Raw genomic sequence first — 20170 nt, forward strand, 5'->3', positions numbered from 1 at the left:
TCTATCCCATCAAAAAATGGCCCGGGATCCAATAGATGCCGAGCCGCCCGAAGAACCTGGTTCAAAATTATTACTTATGAGCTCTTCGCCTAGCCATACCAAGCCCTAACAACCCTAGGCCGACCAAAGCCAGCGTGCTTGGCTCCGGCACTTTAGTGGTCGGCTGCCCATTGTAGTAGATAGAGGCGTGAGACAAATTTTTATCTGTGGCCCATCTTCCGGAAAGCGGATCATTCACAGATAGATCAAGTAAAAACGCCCCGAATCCATTTCCCGCCTTGAGCGTAATCACAATATTGCTTAGACCTGCGAGCGTATCGATCGCCCAATTTCCAGATTTGCTACCGTTTACCGGTGCAGTTAAAAACTCAATCACACCATCACCGTCGGGGCCATCGTTTTTATCCGAGAGTACCCACCCTGTCATTCCAAAAAGTGAATAATTTGCATCAATTTGGTTGGTGTCATTGCCAGTAGTACAGGCTTTTGCCGCTGCGTCGGACAGCGAATAGCTAGTTCCGCTGGCGCTGCACGCCATCAACGCGGCCTGTGCTGGACTGCCTGCTATCAAAAGCCATGCAAGAGAACTTGCAGCCATTAGTCGAATTGCAGCTGTCATTATCGTTACCCCTTTATGAATCTAATGAAGATTCCTTCATTACGATTTGAGGCAATTATTGATCCACAGTGGGCAATATCACAGTAATACACGGGCTTAAAAAACAGCTCTATTGATTCACTTATACAAAGTGTAAAGTTTACTGACAAATTAGAGGCGAGGCGCGAAGCTCTTTATATCGGCTCACCCAACTCAGCCTTCGCCGGTGGTTACTGGAGCAAACAGGGAGATCGCGAGAACCCCTTTATCAGCATGCGCTCCTGTAGAAAACGGTCAGGCCGCAGAGCACACTCTATTACGCCCTCCGGTTTTCGCTTTATACAGTGCCTGGTCAGCCCGATTGGCGGCGTCTTCGACCGACTCCGTCGCGCTGCTGACTTGCGCGACACCCAGACTGACGGTCACTCGAATACTCACATCATCGCCGGCTTGAACGGCATGGTTTCCAACCCCCTCCCGAATACGCTCAGCACAACTCTCAGCTTCGCTGTGATCGGCGCCGGGCAACAGGATCATAAACTCCTCGCCGCCAAAACGCGCAATCAAATCTTTGGCTCTACTGAATTTCTGGAGGTTATCTGCGACAGCCTTCAAAACAAGGTCGCCGGCATGATGTCCGTACGTATCGTTCACTGATTTGAAGTGATCGATATCCAAGGCGATCACCGACAGCGGCTGCCCCAGAACAGTTGCTCGCTCGGCCATCGAATTGGCCTCAGCCATAAAGTACCGGCGATTATAAAGTTGGGTCAGTGGATCCGTAGCCGCCTGCCGTTTGAGCTCGTCCTGCTGGGCACGGATATCCTCCAGCACTTTGATTCGGTATGAAATGATGAATGCCAGCGTTATCGCTTCCAGCACAATACCAATTCCTACCCCATGGCTGTTGAGATAATTTGGCTCCATCAGCCCCTTGTAAAACAGCACAGCAAAACCGTTGAACACGACAAAAAAGCTATGCCCCACGAGAAAAAACTTCGCCAACGGGTGGCCTTTGCGCAATATGGAGAGGCTAACCGAAAACGTCACCACCATCATCAATGCGGCCAAGCTGCTTGCTGGTATTAAAGCCCCCTCAATATCGAACAGCCCATAGCAGAAACCCGCCACCAGCAAGGCCAGCAAGCCATTGAGAATTCTGTGCTCGGTAACATAAAACTCACGGGTTTCGAATATCACCATCATGAACAGCACAAGAAAAATCGGCATGGTGAATACCGACAGGTTCAGTATGAAAACGCCGTCGCCGTATATATTGAACGCTTTCGCAAGCAAGCCGTAGGAGAGTGCTATCCAGACCACCCCCGAAATGAGATAGAAGGAGTACAACATGTTCTCCTTCTTGCTGGTGGCGAAATACAACAGACCGTTATAAAACACCAACGCCAGCATCATCCCCACCATTAACGCGATGTCCAGATGCCCACCCACTAACGCCTGTCGTGAGTGCTTATCGTCGTAGATTTCCGCCTCAAACCACTGATGCGAGTATAGATTGCTTCGTATGTAGAAAATCGTGGTCTCCCCAGCAGGCACCGTGAACGGATAAACAATCGTCCCCCGATGCATCAAGGGGTTGCCGCTGGCATCGTTCAGATCAATCTCGGCGCGTCCGACCAAGCTCTGAGAACGCTCCTCATAGATTTCTATTGCGCGCACCTGAAAAGCCGCGGGTAAATGCAGAAACAGAACTTTCTTCTCCAGCCCCGGATTTTTCAACGCAATCCGGTGCCAGGTAACCGAGGCCCCGGTCCCGAGAGTCCCTTTACTATTCATGGTGTTATAGGTTTTCTCGCGTACCTCCTGATAAGTTAGCGACTGCGAATTGTCGATAAGGTAGCCGACGGGAAAGTCCGTTAACCGAATCTCGTCATCACCCGCATCCAGGATGGGCGCTGCGTGCGCTGCCATACTCACAACCCACAGCAGAAGAACGAACACAATCACTCTGCGAACTGCCATATCAGGGATGGCCTTGAAACTCAGCGGGAGCGGCATGGAAAGCGTCCTTGTTTTTGTAACTACTTGATATTGGCCGCTCCAACGGGGCATGCAGCAGACAACTGAACCCTGCGCGACAAGGCAGCGGAGTATTCCGTTACTGTTCGACCAAGAAATAAGGCTCCGGCAACCAACCCGCCAGCCCCAGAAAGTGGAACACAATGGTCAAGCTACCGAACACCAACACCAGCGCGATCGCCAGCTGGCCACCCGGGGCCATGAAGCCACTGCGACCGCCGTCGAGGGTTCTGGATTTTCGGGCCAGCAAAGCCGGAACAATGCAGGCCCAGACCGCCGCAGCCGCACCAGCATAGCCGATGGCCAGCACAAAACCGAACGGGAAAAACAACGACAACAATAGTGGCGGGATGAAGGTGACGGCCCAGGTTTTGGTGCGACCCTTTCGGTCATTGCTGAAGCCCAGCAGATCGGCCATGTAGTCAAAGGTCCCCAGACCAACGCCAACAAATGAAGACAAAATGGCCGCCGTCGAGAAGGCACTGATGGTAGTCGCGACTTGTTCAGAATCGATAGCAAAACCAAGGGCTGCCAGCAGGGCATCAACATCGCCACCCCGTGCGACAATCGGGCCAAAATCCGCCCTCGGCAGATTACCGAAAATACTGAGCAGCCATAACAAATAGAAGATCAGAGCCACAAGGGTGCCGCCCAGAATTGCCTTCTGGGCTTTGCGCTCCTCACCGTAGTAAGCCCGCATAGAGGCCACCGAATGATGGTATCCGAAGGAAGTCAGGGCAACCGGCAGCATAGCCATGGCGTATGGCGCGTAGCGGCCATCGGGGTCGGCGGCATCGAACAGGATATCAAAATCAATGCGCACAACCAGGCCCGACACCCCCAGCACAAAACTCACCAGCATGAAGGTCACCAGCACAACCGACAGCCGGTCCACCGCGCGGGTTGAATGCCAGACAACTAGAGAAAACAGCAGCACGAAGATGACCGACGCCAACTTGCTGTCGACACCGGTCATGCTTTGCAGAATCAGGCCGGACGAGGTGATGTAGGCATACAGCAGAATCCCGCCCACGAAGTAGACCGTCAAATTACTGAAGGCATTCACCCGGGCCCCAAGCAGCGACTTGGTCACCGTGTTAAACGATGCCCGCAAATCAAAATGCTTGAACGCTTCCAGCAGCATCCAGCCGGAGAGGGTCATCACCAACATGGTCAGCACCAGGGCCAGACTGGACCAGATGGTCCAGGCTCCGGCACCGGAACTGGGCAGGCCGAGCATGCCGGCACCTACGCACACGCTGGCGATGATGCTGGCACCGCCGATGAGAGAGGGGGTTCGCTTGGAAACGGGCTGGTCTGTCACTTTGCGCCTGCCACTAGCCCGGCCAGAAACGCATCCAGGTCCCTCACCTCTTCCAGGCAAAGACTGTGTTCCATGCCATAGGCGTGGAACTCCGGCTCGTACCCCAGCTCCTGCAGCTTCTGCCGGGCCGCCTGCCCCAGGTGCTCCGCGACAACCTGGTCAAATCGGCCGTGGGCAATAAAGACGGGAATCTCGCGGTTGGCTTCACTCAGCTTGATGGAATCTGCAGTGGCAAAGTAGGTAGACAAGGCGAACAGGCCGCCCAGGCGCTCCGGGTAACTCAGCGCCAGTTCATAGGCCACGGCGCCGCCCTGGGAGAAGCCACCCAGAATGATGCTCTCGCTGGCAATGCCCTTTTCCCGCTCCTGGCGAATGAGCTCGGCCACCATGGCAGCCGAGGCGCGCAACTGATCCGCATCCACCTTGCGGTCCACATCCATGGCGAGGATGTCGTACCAGGCGGGCATAACGTAGCCACCGTTAATGGTTACCGGCAGCTCGGGGGCGTGGGGGAAGATAAAGCGGACGGGCTGCTCCCGGGAGAAGCGAAACTCCGGAACCACCGGCTCGAAATCGTGACCACTGGCGCCAAGGCCGTGAAGCCAGATGATGGTGGTTTCGGGGTTGTCGCCAGTCTCAATTTGCAGGGTGTTCAGGGCGGTCATCGGGCCTCCGGAGTTTATGGAAAGACCCGCGACTTTAACATTTTCGGCGTCACGGGGCCCACAGATCCTTCCGGGCGCTCTCCCAGAGCTTCCGGAACTCCGCCGCGGCAGGGGTATTCGGCGCCAGCAGGTCTTTCAGGACGTTGTGCCCTTCCTCGTGCTCAAGCTTGATATCGAAGTTGCGGAAGCTGCTGTGGGCAGGAATAAAGTCGAGGTTGGGGTAAACGTCTTCGTGGATGAAGCGGGCAATGGGGACCTGCCTTCCAGCAGTTTCGACAGCTTGCGGCCTTTAACCACTTCGGCACCCGCGAGGTAGAAACTGGCGCCCCCTTGCGGGTCCAGGTCCCAGAGCAGTGTGCTGATGTTTTCACGGCTGGCCAGGTGGCTGTGTTCACTGCGGCGGCGGTTTTGCCTACGCCGCCTTTGGGGCTGTAGAAGGCTTTCGTAAAACCACATTCATGCGGCTTTGCGAAAGCCCTCCATGCGCACGGACTTGTCGCGGCTGCGCTTGTATTTGGTTTTGTCTTCAACTACTCGCATCTGGTATTGTGACGTTCTGAGTTCTCGCTGCACAGCGCTGTGCTGTGTGGCTTTCGCCTTTTTTCTGACCATTCCGGTATCTCCTCGTCTGGCTCGGTTTTAACGGCGAGTAGTATAACACTCCCCTGAATTTCGCGAGCGTAAGCAATGACACTCACGGTGTGGCTCACATTTCTGGTCGCAGCTCTGCTGATCAGCGTTTCTCCCGGTGCCGGAGCGGTTAATTCCATGAGCAGCGGCCTGCGCTACGGGGCGCGCAAGTCCCTGCCCACCATCGCCGGCCAGCAGTTCGGATATGGGGTACAGATTGTTCTGGTGGGCGCAGGCCTGGGTGCCATTGTCGCTTCATCCAACACGGCCCTGATGGTGATCAAGTGGGTTGGCGTGGTGTACCTGATCTGGCTGGGCGTCCAGAAATGGCGGGAGCCGCCCGTGGAAGCATCACGGGCAGACTTGTCGGGCTTCAGCCCGCGCCAGCAGTTCTGGAATGGTGCGCTGGTGAACCTGACCAACCCCAAAGCGACGATTTTCCTGATTGCCCTGTTTCCGCAGTTCCTGGTGGCCGGCGCGCCCCATGGGCAGCAACTGGCCACCATGGGCACCACACTGATTATGGTGGATATACTCGTCATGGTGGGTTATGCCCTGCTCGCCAGCCAGCTGTTCCGGTTTATGACCACGCCGAAACGCCAGCGGCAAATGAACAGGGTGTTCGGCGGGCTGTTCGTAACAGCAGCGGTCGCGCTCGCGAGTTTCAAACGGGCCTGAAGGCAGCGTTTCTTCGAACAAAAAAGGCCCGCCGGATCTCTCCAGGGGGCCTTTTTGTTTTAAGGCACGGACATTAACGCACCGCGTTAACCACCTCGTCCACCTGCAGCCGCACACTCTGCAGGCCACCACCGGACAGGTACCAGAGGGCCGGGTTCAGCACGACAACCCTGGTGTCGACGCCGGCATCGGCCACGGCAGACGCCAGTGTTTCCGGCTTCAGCGGTTCTGCACCAATGGCCGCGCTGCGATCCACCACCAGCAGCGTATCCGGGGCCATTTGCGCCAGCGTCTCTGCCTTCACCGGGTAGAACGTGCGCTCACCGCGCACGACCGGCTGCACACTGGCCGGTACCGTTGCCGGCGTCAGCTCCAACAGCTCGTAAACCACCGCCTCCTGGCGTAGCGAGAAGTTGCCATCGTTGTGGGTAACCACGGTAACTGTGCCAGCATCAGCCAGCTCCGCTTTCTGTTCACCCACATGCTGCCAGAGTTCACCAAGCTTGAGGCCTGCGGTTTCTTCAAGGCCATAGTAACTCGCCAGGCTGATTACATTGGCATTTACCGCCTCCCGGAAGTCGCCTGTGGCCAGGGTTACATCACGCACGGGGGCAACCTTTGCTGCCGAAATCTGGGCATCGGCGCCCTGACGACCGGTCATCAAAACCAGCCCCGGCTGCAGGTCTGCCAGCAGCTTCTGGTCAGGTTCTTTCAGGCTGCCGGCGTCTGGTAGTTTGGCACCCGCATCAACCAGGTAGTCCGGCAGTCCCTGCTGCGGAACGGCCAGAACCTTATCTTCCAGACCCAGCTCCAGTAGCGTGTCCAAGGCGCCATGGTCGTAGCTGACCACGGTTGGGCCGGTTACTTCAGTGGTGGTTGCGCAGCCGGCCAGGGTTAGGCCTGCCAGGGCTCCGGCCAGGGTAAGTTTCAGTGAGTTCATGCAATTCTCCTTAGAAGTCGACCGCAAGGCCAAGGTTCAGGCGGCGGCCATCCAGCACCACGCCATAGTCATCGTTGGTAATTTCTTTGTCGGCCAGGTTGTACAGGCCCGCTGTTACCCGGGCGGTATCCGTCAGCCTGTACAACAAGCCCACATCCATCAGCGTGTAACCCGGCGTTCCGCTCTCCATATCTCTGCGGCCAAGGAAGTCACTGGTTTCGCCACGATAGTTAGTCTGGAACCACAGGTTCAGGCGGCCGCTGGCCTGCCAGTCCAGGTTGGCGTTGGCCATGTGTTCGGGAACCTTGTTCAGGGGCTCACCCTTGAACTCACCGGTTTTCTGCTCGGAATCGGTGTAGGTGTAGCTGGAACTGAGGGTTACCGCATCGGTCAGGTCGTAGTCGAGCGTCAGCTCGATACCGCGCATTTCGGCTTCGTCGATGTTGGCCCGGGTACTCAGGAACAGATAGTCATTACCCTGAAAACTACAGGTCCAGGTGCCCGGATCATCCCCGTCACCGTTCGGGGATTCGCAGAAGCGATCTTCTGCAATCTTGTCTTTGAAATCGGTCTGGAACAGCATCATGCTCGCATTCAGGCCCATGGCCCGGCTGTCGAAGACCAGGCCGGCTTCATAACTGATGCTGGACTCGGGGTCGAGATCCGGGTTGCCGATGATCAGCGCTCGGGGGTGAGGTGCAGGCGAGCCAGCGCCACCGGTGCCACGGCCAAACCCTTCCGTGACATCCGCCAGTCCGGGCTGGCGATAGCCGGTCGACACACCGCCTTTCAGGGTCAGCTCAGGCGTCAGGTCGTAAAGCGCATAGACCCGGGGCGAAAACTCGCCGCCAAACAGTTCGTCGTCGTTGTAACGCAGGCCGGTGGTCACCGAGAAGTCGTCGGTCAGGCCCCACTCCACTTCCGAGTAAACAGCGGCAATCCAGCGGTCAACACTGCGCACGGCACCCGGGATATTGGAGGTGAGCAAACCGTTGGTTTCGTCAGTCAGTTTTTCCTGCTTGTACTGACCACCGACGGTAACCACATGATCACCCCAGAACCGTGTTGCCTGGGTATCCAGCATCGACACCTGCTCTTTCTTGGTCTGGTCCTGCACCCGCTCGGAAAGATCGTGCTGAACAAAGCTCCTGGTCATCCAGTTACCGTAGTTACCGGCGTGGGAGAGCACATATACGTCTTTGTCGTAGATGTAGGTTGACCCGGTTTCATCCTGAGCCACGCTTTTGCCCGGGGTGCTGGTTTCTTCCAGGCGGGAGCTGTCATAGCTCAGGGCAAATTCGTTTTGGTTATCCGGGGTGAAAATCAGCTTGGCTCCGCCCATCGTGCGCTTGCTTTCCGGGGTACTTCTGGCGGAATCGTCGGCGCCGGCGAAATCGCTTTCATCGTCACCCGACCAGGACGCGTTAACCTCGGCACTCAGCAAACCTTCCACCAACGCACCACCGGCAAACAGGCTGGTTTGCTTGCTGTCGTTGCTCACATCGTTAAAGGACTTGGTGTATTCGGAGGAAACAGTGCCAGCCCACTCACCCCGGTTTTTACGGGTGATGATGTTGATGACGCCACCCATGGCCTCAGAGCCATAGAGCGAAGACATAGGCCCGCGGATCACTTCCACCCGTTCGATCATTGAAATCGGCGGCAGGGCAATCTGCTTGCCACCGTCCTGGCCGTTGGTGTTTACCGAGCGGCCGGCAGACACCGGACGACCGTCCACCAGGTACAGCGTGTAGCTATCGTCCATGCCCCGGATGCTGATGTCCTGTGCCCCACCACCACCGGTAACGTACACACCCGGAATGTTATTCACCGCATCGACAATGCTTTTGTAGGATTTCTTGGCCAGTTCATCACTGGAGATCACCGAAATACTCGCCGGCGCATCGGAGATGTTCTGCTCAAACCCCGATGCTGTAACTACAATTTCACCAAGTTCAACCGGGGCCGGCTGGGCAAAAGCAGCTCCGGCATTCACCAGTGCGATCGCGGAGGCCAGAAGAGGACGACGCATGAAAACTCCTTGTGTTGTGCAACGTTGACTTTTGACTCGCCATGCAGATGCGAATCATTATTAGTTGCGACTACATTAACACAAGGCAAGGGTTCAGGTGTTGACATGATCTGTTCCAGTATCCGGAACAATGCCCTCCGCTAAGCAGGGGCCGGCCAGCCAGGCCATGGGTACCGAGCTTCTCAAATGGGCAATAAAAGCCCGCACCCGGCGCGGCAGATGGCCGTGGGGGTAAAGCAGGGTTACCGGCAAGTCCGGGCCACGCCAATCTGGCAGGCAGCGGCGGAAACTGCCGGGATGGGCGCGCATACGCTGTTCTACCAGCCAGTCCGGCATCAGCCCCAGGCCCCGGCCAGCGGCGATGGCATCGCCCTGAACACAGAACTGGTCAACCGTAAACTGTCGCTCCGGGGCGGATAGCGGATAGGTCCCCTGGGCAGAATTGTGCAGCACCGTTCCCCCGCCATGGCGGTTTAGCATATCCACCCAGGCATACCGGCCGAGCTCTCCCGGCGTTGCAGGTAAACCGGCCTGCTCCAGGTAGCCGGGGCTGGCATACACACTCTGGGCAAGCAGGCCCAGGCGCTCCTGTCGCAACGGGCATTCGGGCACGGCGCCCAGCCAGAGGCAGATGCCGTTATCCAGTTTTTCCGGCACCCGCTGCTGGGTATGCAGCGCCACCCGCATGTCCGGGTATTCGTCCATGAAGGCTTCCACCACGCCGGCAAACCAGCCGCGCACCAAGGATTCATGGCAGCACAGCTCCAGCCGGCCGCTGACCTCCTCTTTCAGTTCATCCAGGGCTTCCCGCCCCCGGGCGGCCAGCTCAAGAATGTCGTTGCTGTATCGATAGAACACCCGCCCCGCGTCGTTCGGTACAACCTTTCTGGACTGGCGCAGCAGCAACGGCTGACCCACTGCCTCCTCCAACTGGCGAATCCGGCGGCTGAGGGTAGATTTCGGGCAACCGAGATCCCGGGTACTGGCGGTCAGGCTGCCGGTACGAACTACCGAGACAAAGGCTTCCAACTCTTCAAGGTCGTACATAGGGCGTTCCATATTTTGCAACAGACCGTTCCAATTTAAGGCTTTAAATTATTAATGCGAACCATTATCATTCTTTTCCACTTTGAATTGCAAACTATCTAACGCCACGGCATGGAGAATTTCCGGTATGTCACAGCTATCAAACCGCCTTCGCAGCACACTGCTTCATACCTTGGTCGCTGTAGCCGTGGGTTCTGCCGGCCTCGGCAAAGCCCTGGCCGATACCCGAACCGTTGAATCCGCCTACGGGCCGGTTGAAATCAGTGGCCAGCCCGAGCGCGTGGTCACCCTGTACGAAGGCGCTCTGGACGCTGCGCTGGCAGTGGATGCCAATGCCGTGGGGGCGGTCATTACCCGTGGCGGCAGCGACGTGGCCGATTACATCAAATCCGAAGCCGGCGACATCGCGATTGTCGGCGCACCGGCGGAAACCAACATCGAAGCGGTGATTGCCGCCCGGCCAGACCTGATCCTGGCTCCGCCCCGCATTAACCAGCAGCAGGTAGCGTTGCTGTCCCGTATTGCCCCGGTGGTTGCCTCCAACGTGCCTATGTTCCAGCCAGACAGCTGGGAACGGGAAACCCGGCTGTTCGCAAAGGCCATGGGCCGCGAAGCCGAGGCTGAAAAGGTAATCGGGCAGGTGAAGGAGCGAATTAGCGAGGTGGCGCAAGTGGTCTCTGCAAAGATCCCGGCCGGTCAGCGTGATGCCGCCCTGGTACGCTGGATGCCCCAGGGGCCGCTGGTGATGGCAGAAGGCCTGTTTTCTGCATCACTGCTGCAGGCTGTCGGCTTTGAACTGACCGACAAGGATCTGGTGAAAGAAGGGCGCCCGCACAGCGAGCCACTGAGCCTGGAAAACCTGTCCAGCATGGACCAAAGCTGGGTATTCCTGGCCACACTGAATGAAGACGGCGACAAGGCGCTGGACGCGGCCCGCAAGTCCCCAGCATTCGCTCGCCTGAACGCGGTTCAGAATGACCAGGTCATTGGTGTCAGCGGTCAGCTCTGGACCAGCGCCACCGGCCCCCTTGCCGCCCTCGCGATTCTTGATGATATCGAAGCTGCGGTGAACAACATTCAGCCCTGAAGGCAACACTCTTGACCACCTTATCCCCAGCTCGAGCCGTTGCATCTCGCGCTCTTTTCCCGCCGTTCGTTACGGCGGGACTTTTGCTATTTCTGGTTATCATCGCCAGCCTGCTGTATGGCGCGGGGCCGGTCTCACCCAGCGACGCTTTTATGGTGCTCGCCGGCAGCGGCAGCGAAGAAGCCCGGTTTGTGGTAAGCGAATTGCGACTACCGCGCACAATCATCGGCCTGGTAACCGGCCTTGCGCTTGGCCTGGCCGGCGCCCTGTTGCAGTCCATGACTCGCAACCCGCTGGCCGAACCGGGCCTGCTGGGGGTCAGTGCCGGTAGTGGCTTTGCCGTCGCCCTGGCGATTCTGTTTGGTGCCAGTACGGCCACCCTGACCAGCTTCGTTGCCCAGCTGGGCGCCTTGGCAGGTTGCGCACTGGTTATCGCAGCCACCCGGGTGCAGGGGCTGGGTAACGATCCGGTCCGGCTGATCCTGGCCGGTGCCACCCTCACCGGGCTGTTGCTGGCGCTCACCTCCATGCTGATGTTGATGGACCAGCGGGCCGCTGATGAGATCCGCTTCTGGATTACCGGCAGCATCGCCGGCAAGCCGCTCTCCATGCTGCAGGCGACCCTGCCCTCAATCCTGGTGGCACTGGTTCTGACCATCATCGTTGCCCGCCCCCTGGCCGCCATGGCACTGGGCGAGAAAGCAGCGGTGGGGCTGGGCCATCACCCCGGGCGCATCCGGTTTCTGATCGTGCTGACGGTCGCTTTGCTGGTGGGGTCCGCCACCGCCCTGGCCGGGCCGCTGATCTTTGTCGGGCTGGTGGTACCCTTTATTGCCAGGGCCTTTGCCGGGCCGGATATCCGCAAAACCCTGTGGCTGTGTGTGCCGGTAGGCCCGGCGGTGGTGCTGGCCGCAGACGTAGTCTCGCGCCTGATTGCTGCCCCGGCGGAATTGTCCCTGGGCGTGGTCACCGCGCTGATCGGCGCCCCGGTGCTGCTGGCGATTGTTCGTGCCGGCCGTATGCCGTCGCTGTAACCCTGAGGTTTACTGATTAATCATGCCGGATAAACGCACCACCCTTGCCAACAGCAGCCTGCTGGTTTTGCTGCTACTGGCGGTGATCACATCGCTATCGATGGGCACCGTTCAGGTCTCACCACCGGATGTTCTGCAGGCCCTCATGGGCAACGCAGACCCAATGACCGCCTTTGTCGTCAATGAACTGCGCCTTAGCCGGGTTGTTGCCGGCCTGCTCAGCGGCGCAGCCCTGGCCATGGCCGGCTGCCTGATGCAGACCCTGGCCCGGAACCGCCTGGCCACGCCGGGCATAATCGGTATCGATAACGCCGCCACTGCCTTTGCCGTAGCATCCGTGGTGGGTGTGGGCCTGTCGCTGGCCCCCTCTGCCATGGCCCTGGCCGGTGCCGCCTGCGCTACTGCCATCGCCTTTGGCCTGGCCGGCGCCAACGGCACCCGGGGCTACCGGTTTATTGTGGCCGGCATCGGCATTGGCGCCATCGCTGGCGCGGTCACCCAGGTGATGCTCAGCCGGGTGGCCATCGACGCTGCCAACGCCGCCTATCCGTGGACCGTGGGCAGCCTGAATGCCCGCTCCGGCAACAGCGTGCTGGTACTGGCTATCGGCCTGGCCGCAGGTTACGGCATCCTGATGCTGATCAGCCGGGCCCTGAATACCTTGCAGTTTTCCGATGCTGTGGCCATTGCCTTGGGCACCCGCCTGAAAGCCACACGTATTCTGGGGCTGGCGCTGTCGGTGCTGCTCACCGGCCTGGCGGTTTCGGTGTGCGGCCCGGTGGGGCTGGTTGCCCTGCTGGCACCGGAGCTGGCCCGCACCCTGTGCCGGCCCGGCAAGGTACCGCTGACCGCCTCGGCGCTGGCCGGGGCCGCTTTTATGGTGGTAGCAGACCTGCTCGGGCGCACCCTGTTTTCGCCACTGGAAATTCCGGTGGGCATCATTACCGCCATCGTCGGCAGCCCCTACCTACTGTGGATTCTGCTGAAACCTTCCCGAAGGAGCCTGACATGAGCCCTGCACAAACCGCGACCCTGGCGGCAGACAGCATTACCCTGGCCCATCGCCAGTTCACCGTGGCCGAAAACCTGAGCGTGGCCCTGCCCACCGGCAAGGTGACCGCCATTGTCGGCCCCAACGGTTGCGGCAAATCCACCCTGCTGAACGGCCTGGCCCGCATCCACGCACCGGCAAAGGGCTCGGTGCTGCTGGACGGCAAGGACATTCACCGCTTACCGTCCAAAGACGTAGCCCGCAAACTGGCGCTGCTCCCCCAGGACAACACCGCCCCGGAAGGCCTGACCGTGGCCGACCTGGTACGTTTCGGCCGCCAGCCCCATCAGGGCTGGATGAAGCAGTGGTCAGACGAAGACCAGCAGGCGTTTGATCATGCAGTACAGGCGGCAGACGTTGCCGGCCTGGCGGAGCGTGCGCTGGATACCCTCTCGGGCGGACAGCGCCAGCGGGCCTGGATTGCCATGGCGGTAGCCCAGCAAACGCCGTTGCTGCTGCTGGACGAACCCACCTCGGCTCTAGACCTGGGCCACCAGATTGAAGTGTTTGAACTGATTCGTACCCTGAGCGGGCAAGGCAAGACCATCGCCATGGTAGTGCACGACCTGGCCAGCGCCTGCCGCTATGCGGATCACATGGTGGCCATGAAAGCCGGGAAGATTATTGAGGAAGGCACTCCCGCGGAGATTGTCTCGCCGGAGCTTGTGCAGGACCTTTACGGGGTAAGCTGCGACCTGATTCAGGACCCCGCCACCGGCAGCCCGCTGCTGGTGAATGTGCGGCGCAACAGCAACTCCAGCGCGGCCTGAACCTCAGACCGCAGCCTCCGCCGCCGCTTCTGCGGCTTTCTCCCGGGCCACTGCCGCTGGGGCACCCAGCGACAGCAACACCGCACCCACTGAACAGGCCAGCATACTCAGGGCAATCGGCAGCAACGCTTCACCCCCGAATGCGGCAGACAGGGCGCTGATGGCCCCCGCCAGGGTAAACTGGGACGCCCCCAGCATAGCCGCCGCGGTGCCGCCCATATGCGGGAAGAACTCCAGGGCATTCGCCATGTTGTTTGGCACAATACCGCCCTGACAGCCCACCGCGGCAATAATAAACCCGGCCACCGCCCACAAGGGGCCGTCCATCATAACCACCGCCACCAGGCCCAGCAGCATCACGAACTGGATAACCACCTGCACCCGCAGCAAAACCACCGATGAGAAGGTGCGCAGCAGTGGCCGGTTGATCAGGTTCAGCACCGCCATCAAACCGATATTGGCGGCAAACAGCATGGAGAAGGTGCTGTTCGACAGCCCGAACCACTCCTGGTAGATAAACGATGAATGGGTAATAAACAGCATCATGCTGCTGAAGCACATTACCTGGATGCCGATAAATCGCATGGTGGTGCGGTGCCTGAGCACCAGCATGTAGTTGGTCACCAGGGTTTTGACGGGAGTTGTTGCCCGGGGCCGGGGCTTGAGACGGGGAAACAAAGCCAGCTGAAGCACCACGGCCAGGAAGAAGGCGTAGCCGGCCAGGAACACATAGATCAGGTGCCAGTCGCCCAGCGCCAGCATAAGGGCACCAAGGGACGGTGCCGCCGCCGGGGCAATAAACATGATCAGCCCGATCAGCCCGAACAGTCGGGCGGCTTCCTGTCCGCCAACCTGGTCCCGCACAATGGCCGGTACCGATACCGCACAGAAGGCACCGCCAATGCCCTGCACCACGCGCCAGGCGATCATACTGGTGAGGTTGTCGGCCAGCGCGACCATCAGGCTGGCCACCGCAAACACCGCAAGCCCCGCAAACAGGATGTTCCGACGCCCGTAACGGTCAGACAGCGGCCCGCCCACCAGCTGCGCAAGCCCCAGCGTCGCCACATAGGCGCTCAGGGTAAGGCCAACATCGGCATGGGGAATGCCGAAGCCATCGGCGATGCTGGGAAACGCCGGCAAATACGCATCCAGGGCCAACGGCCCCAGCGCAACGGTCATGCCCAGTAACAATGCGAGCTGAAAGTGGGACAAAATCTACCTCCTGTGCAAGGTAGATAGCTAACAGTAATTATTATCAAACAGCAATCAGAGTTTGCCGCAAACCCGACTAATTGAGCATACATTCCCGGCTGTATAACTGACTGACCTGGCGCCGTTTTTGCCGCAGCCTGTTGCCCCGCTCATTGCCGTATACGGCCCGGAGCTGGCCCTGAATCCGGTCCAGCTGCTTCCGGTATTTCTCACACTGCCTGGCCAGCTTTTCGGTTTCCCGGGCCCGCGCATAGCGGTCCCGGGAACCGGGTTCCAGCAGGCGGTTCACTTCAGCCCGGCTCCGGCGCACCTTGTCGGCCTGGCGGATGTTCTCACTCATGGGTACAGTCACCGGCGGCTGTACCGTCACACTGGAATGCCGCTGCTGTTTCGGAGGCGTATCGGAGAAGTGGATAACGCCGTTGGCATCCGTCCAGCGGTAGATTTTGGCGGTCGCCGGTGTTGCCAGCGCCACACATAGCAGGATCAGGGCCATTATCCTTGGCATGATTCCACATCCTGTGAAAGTGTTTATGACTAATTTGGTTATGGTATTGCTTGCATTGATCAAACATTACGCCAGAATATTCTACAGGAAACTGCCGCTATTTTTACCAAAACCCTACAAAGCGGTATTGATTTCCACGGCGACAGTCCGTAAAACATGCGCCTTTGAACGACAGCCCCCAGGAGTCACCCCATGGCGGATGCAGCGCCTCTGATTTGTAGGGACATTCATAAAACCTTTAACGACCTCGAAGTTCTCAAGGGCATTTCTCTTGAGACCCGTAAAGGCGATGTCGTGTCTCTGATTGGCAGCTCCGGCTCTGGCAAGAGTACGTTCCTACGCTGCATCAACTTGCTGGAAACACCGACCTCCGGCGACATTATCGTTCACGGCGACCCTGTTCAGTTCAAGCACAACCGGAAGGGCGAGCGAATCCCCGCCAGTAACCGTCAGGTGGAGCTGATTCGTGCCCGTCTGTCGATGGTTTTCCAAGGTTTCAATTTGTGGTCACACATGACGGTGCTGGAAAACATCATCGAAGCGCCCGTCCATGTCCTGAAGGTACCCAGAAAAGAAGCCATCGAACGCGCCGAAGCGTATCTGCACAAAGTCGGCATTTACGAGCGCAAAGATTATTACCCGGCGCAGATGTCCGGCGGCCAACAGCAACGGGCTGCCATCGCCCGGGCGCTGGCGATGGAGCCAGAGGTTATGTTGTTTGACGAGCCGACTTCAGCGCTGGACCCCGAGCTGGTGGGCGAGGTTTTAAAAGTTATGCAGAGCCTGGCCGAGGAAGGCCGCACCATGATCGTGGTGACTCACGAAATGGCGTTTGCAAGGGATGTGTCGAGTCAGGTCCTGTTTTTGCATCAGGGCGTGATTGAGGAGCAAGGTACGCCGGAGAAGGTGTTTGATCATCCGGAATCTGAACGTATGCAGCAATTTCTTGCTCCCAAGTTCTGAGTACCGGTGCTATCTTGAAACCGGAACTAGAATAGAAAACTTCTATAAAAAATAAAGCCTGAAGGGCAAATGATCGGAGAAGTGACACATGAAGAAACTATTAATTGCAGCAAGTTGCGCCATGGCCATGTTCGCAAGCGGCGCACAGGCCCAGGATCTGCGGATTGCATTTGACGTACCTTACGAGCCGTTTGAATACAAAGATGACAACGGCGAACTGACCGGTTTTGAAGTAGAACTCGCCAGTGCCATGTGCGAAGAGCTGGAAGCCAATTGCGAGTTCGTGATCCAGGCATGGGACGGTATGATTCCTGGCCTGATCGCCCGTAAATTCGACCTGATTATGTCGTCTATGTCGATCACCGAAGAGCGGGCCAAACGCGTACTCTTCTCCGACCCGTACTACATCACCCCGGGCGGCTGGTTCGGCCCTGAGTCGTTCAACACCGATGTGACCGATCTGGAAGCCATGAAGGGTAAAACCGTTGGCGTGCAGCGCGGCACCACCATGGATACCTACGTAACCGAGAACATGCACAGCGCCGTATCCATCAAACGTTACACCACCGCTGAAGACATGGTTCTGGACCTTGAAGGTCAGCGTATTGATGTAGCCTTTGTTGATTATCCGGTTGGCGAGCAAACCATTCTGAACCGAGACGGTTACAAAGAAGTCGGCGAGCCAGTGAAACTGGGTGAAGGGGTTGGCGTTGCCATGCGTAAGCGTGACGCCAAACTGGCCAAAGAGATCAATGCCGCTCTGAAGACTCTGAAAGAGAATGGCACCTACGATGACATCATGGCCAAGTACTTCAACTACGACATCAAGATTTAAACCACTCCGGGAGCGGCCAATAGGCTGCTCCCAGCATTCCGGATTTTCTCATGCTTGATCTGAAAGGCTACGGCCCCGCCCTCGCAGAAGGTGCCGTGGTTACCATTGAGCTGGCATTTTTGTCGTTGGCACTGGCGGTTACTCTTGGCCTGCTGGGCGCTTCGGCCAAACTTTCTGGCAACCGCGTACTAACGGGCATCGCCACTGCCTACACCACTCTGATTCGGGGCGTACCCGATTTGGTGATGATGCTGCTGTTCTATTATGGCGGTCAGGTAGCGGTAAATGCCCTTTCCGATTATTTGTGGGAAACCCGGGAAATTGATTTCTTCTTCCAGTTCGACCCGTTTATCTCTGGCGTGGTCACTATCGGCCTGATTTTTGGCGCTTACATGACGGAAACGTTCCGCGGTGCGTTTCTGGCGGTGAATGTGGGCCAGATTGAAGCGGCTAAGGCTTATGGCTTTACCCGCTGGCATACGTTTCGCCGGGTGATGATCCCGCAGATGATGCGCCATGCTCTGCCGGGCATCGGGAACAACTGGCAAGTGCTACTGAAGACCACGGCGCTGGTGTCCATCATCGGTCTTACCGACATGGTGCGTGTCGCCGAGGAAGCCGCCAAGGCGGAGCGGATGCCGTTCCATTTCTTTATTCCTGTTGCGGCTGTGTATCTGGCTCTGACGGCAATCACTGAGCTGTTCATCCGCTGGCTTGATAAACGAGCCAACGTCGGCGTGGTTCAGGGGAATTAAACGATGCCTGATTTTATTGCCGATTGGCTGAGTTCCAACGAAATTTTCACCGCTATGACGCTGATGGAATACTGGGACGGGCTGGTTACTACCGTGCACCTGGTGTTTTTGTCTTTGGTCATTGGGCTGATTGTGGCGGTGCCTTTGGCAATTCTTCGTACGGTGAAGAATCCGTTTGTTTCTGGCCCTATCTGGCTGTACACCTATTTGTTCCGGGGTACGCCGTTGCTGATTCAGCTGTATATTATTTACTACGGTGTGGCGCAGATTCCGGGTATTCAGGAAACGTTTTGGTGGGAAATTTTCAAGGAGCCGCTTTACCCTGCTCTGCTGGCGTTTACGTTGAATACGGCGGCCTATACCACTGAGATTATTCGCGGTGCCATTATGTCTACGCCGAATGGCGAGATTGAGGCGGCGAAGGCATACGGTATGAATTGGTTCCTGCGGATGCGTCGGATTATTCTGCCGAGCGCGGCGCGCCGGGCGGTGCAGGCGTATTCGAATGAGGTTATCTTTATGCTTCATGCGAGTGCGATTGCGAGTATCGTGACGATTGTGGATCTTACCGGGGCGGCGCGGAATATTTACTCGCGGTTTTATGCGCCGTTTGATGCGTTTATTTTTGTGGCGCTGATTTATTTGGTTTTGACGTTCATTCTGGTTTTCGTGTTTCGTAAACTGGAAAATCATTTGTTGCGGCATCAGCGGCCGGCCAATTCCTGATTCTTTGAGTATTGGTGCAAGGCTAGGTGTCGGGGTGGTCTTGCCGAGAACCGCTACGAGCACATCCATGTGCGCTTCTCTCAGGCCATCCTTGGCCTTCGACATTCTCGGCAAGACCACCCCGACACCTAGCCCCGAACCTGTTTCTGGGCCCTAAGTTCGGCCCGCTCCGGTAATCAAAAAAGCTATACGGGAGAGGGATTCATGAACACACTCGCACACCTTTTCGACACTTCTCCCAACTGGCTTTCGCACACCCTTTCTCACACGTCTTCTGTTCTTCCTGAAACCACGACGCAACTTGCCGACGGCACCCACATTGCCCGAATCGCCAACGGCGTGCTTTGGTTAACTCCGCCCGCTGACCGAGAGAACCCGAACCGCGAGGCACTGATCGTTTCGGCGGGGGTTCATGGCAACGAGACGGCACCGATTGAGGTGCTGAACGGACTGGTGTCGGAGTTGTTGGCGGGGGCGTGGCCGCAGGCTTGTCCGCTGCTACTGATACTCGGCAATCCGCCCGCCATGGCCGCCGGAACGCGGTTTTTGAATGTGAACATGAACCGCTTGTTTAACGGGGCCCATGGGAAGACCGAGTATGCGGGTCTGCCGGAAGCTGAACGGGCCCGGTTTATTGAAGAGGTCTGCCGGGAATTTGCGGCGAAGCACTCCGGCTTAGCGTTGAGTCATTACGATTTGCACACGGCGATTCGGCCGTCGGAGCAGGAGCGGTTTGCGCTGTATCCGTTTGTGCCGGGGCGTTTAGTTCCGTCGGCACAGTGTGCGTTTTTGTTGGAGGCGGAGGTGGGAGCGCTGCTGCTGCAGCATAAAGAGTCCACGGTGTTTTCTTCGTTTTCATCCAGTCAACTGAACGCTGAAAGTTTTACCGTTGAACTGGGGAAGGTTCGGCCGTTTGGTCAGAATGATTTGCAGCGTTTTAGCGGTATTGAGCAGGCGTTGCGGCGGCGGTTTTTTGGGGCACCCGCGCCACGGGCTCAGACCCCAGAAGATCTGACGGTGTTTGAGGTGGTGCATGAGGTCCTGAATACCGGGCCGGGGTTTCGGTTTCATGTGCCGGATGATGTGTCGAATTTTACCTTATACCCGCCGGGCACGGTGATTTGGGAAGATGGTGAGAGCTGTTACCGCGTCGGCGCTGAGCCTGAAGCGATTGTATTTCCGAATCGAGAGGTGCCGGTGGGGCAGCGGGTTGGCTTGATGGTTAGAGCGAGAAGTAAGTCTCAGGCAGGGTAGTAAATCACCACCCTGCCT

The 20170-nt window shown here is 58.0% G+C and carries 20 protein-coding genes and 1 pseudogene; 10 read left to right on the forward strand and 11 right to left on the reverse strand.

Going from position 1 to position 20170, the window contains the following annotated elements:
* Nucleotides 1–70: 70 nt before the first annotated feature.
* The 6 genes and pseudogenes from MWU64_RS01845 to MWU64_RS01870 form a co-directional block, all read right to left on the reverse strand.
* Nucleotides 71–619, reverse strand: coding sequence for a PEP-CTERM sorting domain-containing protein (locus tag MWU64_RS01845; RefSeq protein WP_247060008.1), 549 nt, complete (start codon nucleotides 617–619; stop codon nucleotides 71–73).
* A 273-nt stretch (nucleotides 620–892) separates the two neighbouring features.
* Nucleotides 893–2581: a diguanylate cyclase gene (locus MWU64_RS01850; RefSeq protein ID WP_247060010.1), complete on the reverse strand. Its 1689-nt coding sequence runs from the start codon at nucleotides 2579–2581 to the stop codon at nucleotides 893–895.
* A gap of 136 nt (nucleotides 2582–2717) precedes the next feature.
* On the reverse strand, nucleotides 2718–3962 hold the full coding sequence (locus tag MWU64_RS01855) for an aromatic amino acid transporter (protein ID WP_247060012.1): 1245 nt from the start codon (nucleotides 3960–3962) through the stop codon (nucleotides 2718–2720).
* Nucleotides 3959–4627: a dienelactone hydrolase family protein gene (locus MWU64_RS01860; RefSeq protein ID WP_247060014.1), complete on the reverse strand. Its 669-nt coding sequence runs from the start codon at nucleotides 4625–4627 to the stop codon at nucleotides 3959–3961. Before MWU64_RS01860 ends, MWU64_RS01855 begins: the two co-directional genes overlap by 4 nt.
* 118 nt (nucleotides 4628–4745) lie before the next feature.
* A pseudogene (locus MWU64_RS01865) lies at nucleotides 4746–5022 on the reverse strand (AAA family ATPase); the annotation flags it as partial.
* Between the two features lie 61 nt (nucleotides 5023–5083).
* Nucleotides 5084–5239, reverse strand: coding sequence for a hypothetical protein (locus MWU64_RS01870; RefSeq protein ID WP_247060016.1), 156 nt, complete (start codon nucleotides 5237–5239; stop codon nucleotides 5084–5086).
* Nucleotides 5240–5314: 75 nt separating this feature from the next.
* Between MWU64_RS01870 and rhtB the strand changes: the two genes are divergently transcribed.
* Nucleotides 5315–5935, forward strand: coding sequence for a homoserine/homoserine lactone efflux protein (rhtB, locus tag MWU64_RS01875; protein WP_247060018.1), 621 nt, complete (start codon nucleotides 5315–5317; stop codon nucleotides 5933–5935).
* 73 nt (nucleotides 5936–6008) lie between these two features.
* Here the strand turns inward: rhtB and MWU64_RS01880 are convergent, their stop codons facing one another.
* The 3 genes from MWU64_RS01880 to MWU64_RS01890 form a co-directional block, all read right to left on the reverse strand.
* Entirely contained in the window at nucleotides 6009–6875 is an 867-nt protein-coding gene (locus MWU64_RS01880; RefSeq protein ID WP_247060020.1) for an ABC transporter substrate-binding protein, read from the reverse strand.
* Nucleotides 6876–6885: 10 nt separating this feature from the next.
* Nucleotides 6886–8907 (reverse strand): TonB-dependent receptor, encoded by a 2022-nt coding sequence (locus MWU64_RS01885; RefSeq protein ID WP_247060029.1) that lies wholly within the window; start codon nucleotides 8905–8907, stop codon nucleotides 6886–6888.
* Between the two features lie 93 nt (nucleotides 8908–9000).
* A complete protein-coding gene (locus tag MWU64_RS01890; protein WP_247060030.1) occupies nucleotides 9001–9954 on the reverse strand; it encodes a LysR family transcriptional regulator in 954 nt (317 codons plus the stop codon).
* Nucleotides 9955–10081: 127 nt separating this feature from the next.
* Between MWU64_RS01890 and MWU64_RS01895 the strand changes: the two genes are divergently transcribed.
* The 4 genes from MWU64_RS01895 to MWU64_RS01910 all read left to right on the forward strand — a co-directional run bounded on the left by MWU64_RS01895 (nucleotide 10082) and on the right by MWU64_RS01910 (nucleotide 13896).
* A complete protein-coding gene (locus tag MWU64_RS01895; RefSeq protein ID WP_247060035.1) occupies nucleotides 10082–11041 on the forward strand; it encodes an ABC transporter substrate-binding protein in 960 nt (319 codons plus the stop codon).
* Nucleotides 11042–11124: 83 nt separating this feature from the next.
* On the forward strand, nucleotides 11125–12075 hold the full coding sequence (locus MWU64_RS01900) for an iron ABC transporter permease (RefSeq protein WP_247060036.1): 951 nt from the start codon (nucleotides 11125–11127) through the stop codon (nucleotides 12073–12075).
* Between the two features lie 22 nt (nucleotides 12076–12097).
* Nucleotides 12098–13087 (forward strand): iron ABC transporter permease, encoded by a 990-nt coding sequence (locus MWU64_RS01905; RefSeq protein ID WP_247060038.1) that lies wholly within the window; start codon nucleotides 12098–12100, stop codon nucleotides 13085–13087.
* Nucleotides 13084–13896 (forward strand): ABC transporter ATP-binding protein, encoded by an 813-nt coding sequence (locus tag MWU64_RS01910; RefSeq protein ID WP_247060047.1) that lies wholly within the window; start codon nucleotides 13084–13086, stop codon nucleotides 13894–13896. Before MWU64_RS01905 ends, MWU64_RS01910 begins: the two co-directional genes overlap by 4 nt.
* 3 nt (nucleotides 13897–13899) lie before the next feature.
* Here MWU64_RS01910 and MWU64_RS01915 read toward each other — a convergent pair whose 3' ends face one another.
* Both MWU64_RS01915 and MWU64_RS01920 read right to left on the reverse strand, forming a co-directional pair.
* A complete protein-coding gene (locus MWU64_RS01915) occupies nucleotides 13900–15111 on the reverse strand; it encodes a multidrug effflux MFS transporter (protein WP_247060057.1) in 1212 nt (403 codons plus the stop codon).
* Nucleotides 15112–15187: 76 nt separating this feature from the next.
* On the reverse strand, nucleotides 15188–15619 hold the full coding sequence (locus MWU64_RS01920; RefSeq protein ID WP_247060059.1) for a DUF4124 domain-containing protein: 432 nt from the start codon (nucleotides 15617–15619) through the stop codon (nucleotides 15188–15190).
* 192 nt (nucleotides 15620–15811) lie between these two features.
* On the opposite strand from MWU64_RS01920, the gene MWU64_RS01925 reads away from it, so the two are divergent.
* The 5 genes from MWU64_RS01925 (at nucleotide 15812) to MWU64_RS01945 (ending at nucleotide 20152) form a co-directional block, all read left to right on the forward strand.
* The gene (locus MWU64_RS01925) at nucleotides 15812–16582 is read left to right on the forward strand and encodes an ABC transporter ATP-binding protein (RefSeq protein WP_247060061.1); all 771 of its coding nucleotides are present in this window, start codon (nucleotides 15812–15814) and stop codon (nucleotides 16580–16582) included.
* An 88-nt stretch (nucleotides 16583–16670) separates the two neighbouring features.
* On the forward strand, nucleotides 16671–17417 hold the full coding sequence (locus MWU64_RS01930) for a transporter substrate-binding domain-containing protein (protein WP_247060063.1): 747 nt from the start codon (nucleotides 16671–16673) through the stop codon (nucleotides 17415–17417).
* Between the two features lie 50 nt (nucleotides 17418–17467).
* Entirely contained in the window at nucleotides 17468–18172 is a 705-nt protein-coding gene (locus MWU64_RS01935; protein WP_247060065.1) for an ABC transporter permease, read from the forward strand.
* A 3-nt stretch (nucleotides 18173–18175) separates the two neighbouring features.
* The gene (locus MWU64_RS01940) at nucleotides 18176–18898 is read left to right on the forward strand and encodes an ABC transporter permease (RefSeq protein ID WP_247060067.1); all 723 of its coding nucleotides are present in this window, start codon (nucleotides 18176–18178) and stop codon (nucleotides 18896–18898) included.
* A gap of 204 nt (nucleotides 18899–19102) precedes the next feature.
* Nucleotides 19103–20152 (forward strand): succinylglutamate desuccinylase, encoded by a 1050-nt coding sequence (locus MWU64_RS01945; RefSeq protein WP_247060069.1) that lies wholly within the window; start codon nucleotides 19103–19105, stop codon nucleotides 20150–20152.
* The last annotated feature ends 18 nt before the right edge of the window (nucleotides 20153–20170 follow it).

Source organism: Marinobacter sp. S0848L, assembly GCF_023016065.1.
Taxonomy (GTDB): Bacteria; Pseudomonadota; Gammaproteobacteria; order Pseudomonadales; family Oleiphilaceae; genus Marinobacter.

What these genes read in the sequence shown, in the direction of transcription:
- MWU64_RS01885 (WP_247060029.1), bottom strand. Translation starts at nt 8,907, where the DNA reads ATGCGTCGTCCTCTTCTGGCCTCCGCGATCGCACTGGTGAATGCCGGA.
- MWU64_RS01890 (WP_247060030.1), bottom strand. Translation starts at nt 9,954, where the DNA reads ATGTACGACCTTGAAGAGTTGGAAGCCTTTGTCTCGGTAGTTCGTACC.
- MWU64_RS01850 (WP_247060010.1), bottom strand. Translation starts at nt 2,581, where the DNA reads ATGGCAGTTCGCAGAGTGATTGTGTTCGTTCTTCTGCTGTGGGTTGTG.
- MWU64_RS01845 (WP_247060008.1), bottom strand. Translation starts at nt 619, where the DNA reads ATGACAGCTGCAATTCGACTAATGGCTGCAAGTTCTCTTGCATGGCTT.
- rhtB (WP_247060018.1), top strand. Translation starts at nt 5,315, where the DNA reads ATGACACTCACGGTGTGGCTCACATTTCTGGTCGCAGCTCTGCTGATC.
- MWU64_RS01905 (WP_247060038.1), top strand. Translation starts at nt 12,098, where the DNA reads ATGCCGGATAAACGCACCACCCTTGCCAACAGCAGCCTGCTGGTTTTG.
- MWU64_RS01870 (WP_247060016.1), bottom strand. Translation starts at nt 5,239, where the DNA reads ATGGTCAGAAAAAAGGCGAAAGCCACACAGCACAGCGCTGTGCAGCGA.
- MWU64_RS01895 (WP_247060035.1), top strand. Translation starts at nt 10,082, where the DNA reads ATGTCACAGCTATCAAACCGCCTTCGCAGCACACTGCTTCATACCTTG.
- MWU64_RS01920 (WP_247060059.1), bottom strand. Translation starts at nt 15,619, where the DNA reads ATGCCAAGGATAATGGCCCTGATCCTGCTATGTGTGGCGCTGGCAACA.
- MWU64_RS01925 (WP_247060061.1), top strand. Translation starts at nt 15,812, where the DNA reads ATGGCGGATGCAGCGCCTCTGATTTGTAGGGACATTCATAAAACCTTT.
- MWU64_RS01935 (WP_247060065.1), top strand. Translation starts at nt 17,468, where the DNA reads ATGCTTGATCTGAAAGGCTACGGCCCCGCCCTCGCAGAAGGTGCCGTG.
- MWU64_RS01930 (WP_247060063.1), top strand. Translation starts at nt 16,671, where the DNA reads ATGAAGAAACTATTAATTGCAGCAAGTTGCGCCATGGCCATGTTCGCA.
- MWU64_RS01945 (WP_247060069.1), top strand. Translation starts at nt 19,103, where the DNA reads ATGAACACACTCGCACACCTTTTCGACACTTCTCCCAACTGGCTTTCG.
- MWU64_RS01910 (WP_247060047.1), top strand. Translation starts at nt 13,084, where the DNA reads ATGAGCCCTGCACAAACCGCGACCCTGGCGGCAGACAGCATTACCCTG.
- MWU64_RS01880 (WP_247060020.1), bottom strand. Translation starts at nt 6,875, where the DNA reads ATGAACTCACTGAAACTTACCCTGGCCGGAGCCCTGGCAGGCCTAACC.
- MWU64_RS01940 (WP_247060067.1), top strand. Translation starts at nt 18,176, where the DNA reads ATGCCTGATTTTATTGCCGATTGGCTGAGTTCCAACGAAATTTTCACC.
- MWU64_RS01860 (WP_247060014.1), bottom strand. Translation starts at nt 4,627, where the DNA reads ATGACCGCCCTGAACACCCTGCAAATTGAGACTGGCGACAACCCCGAA.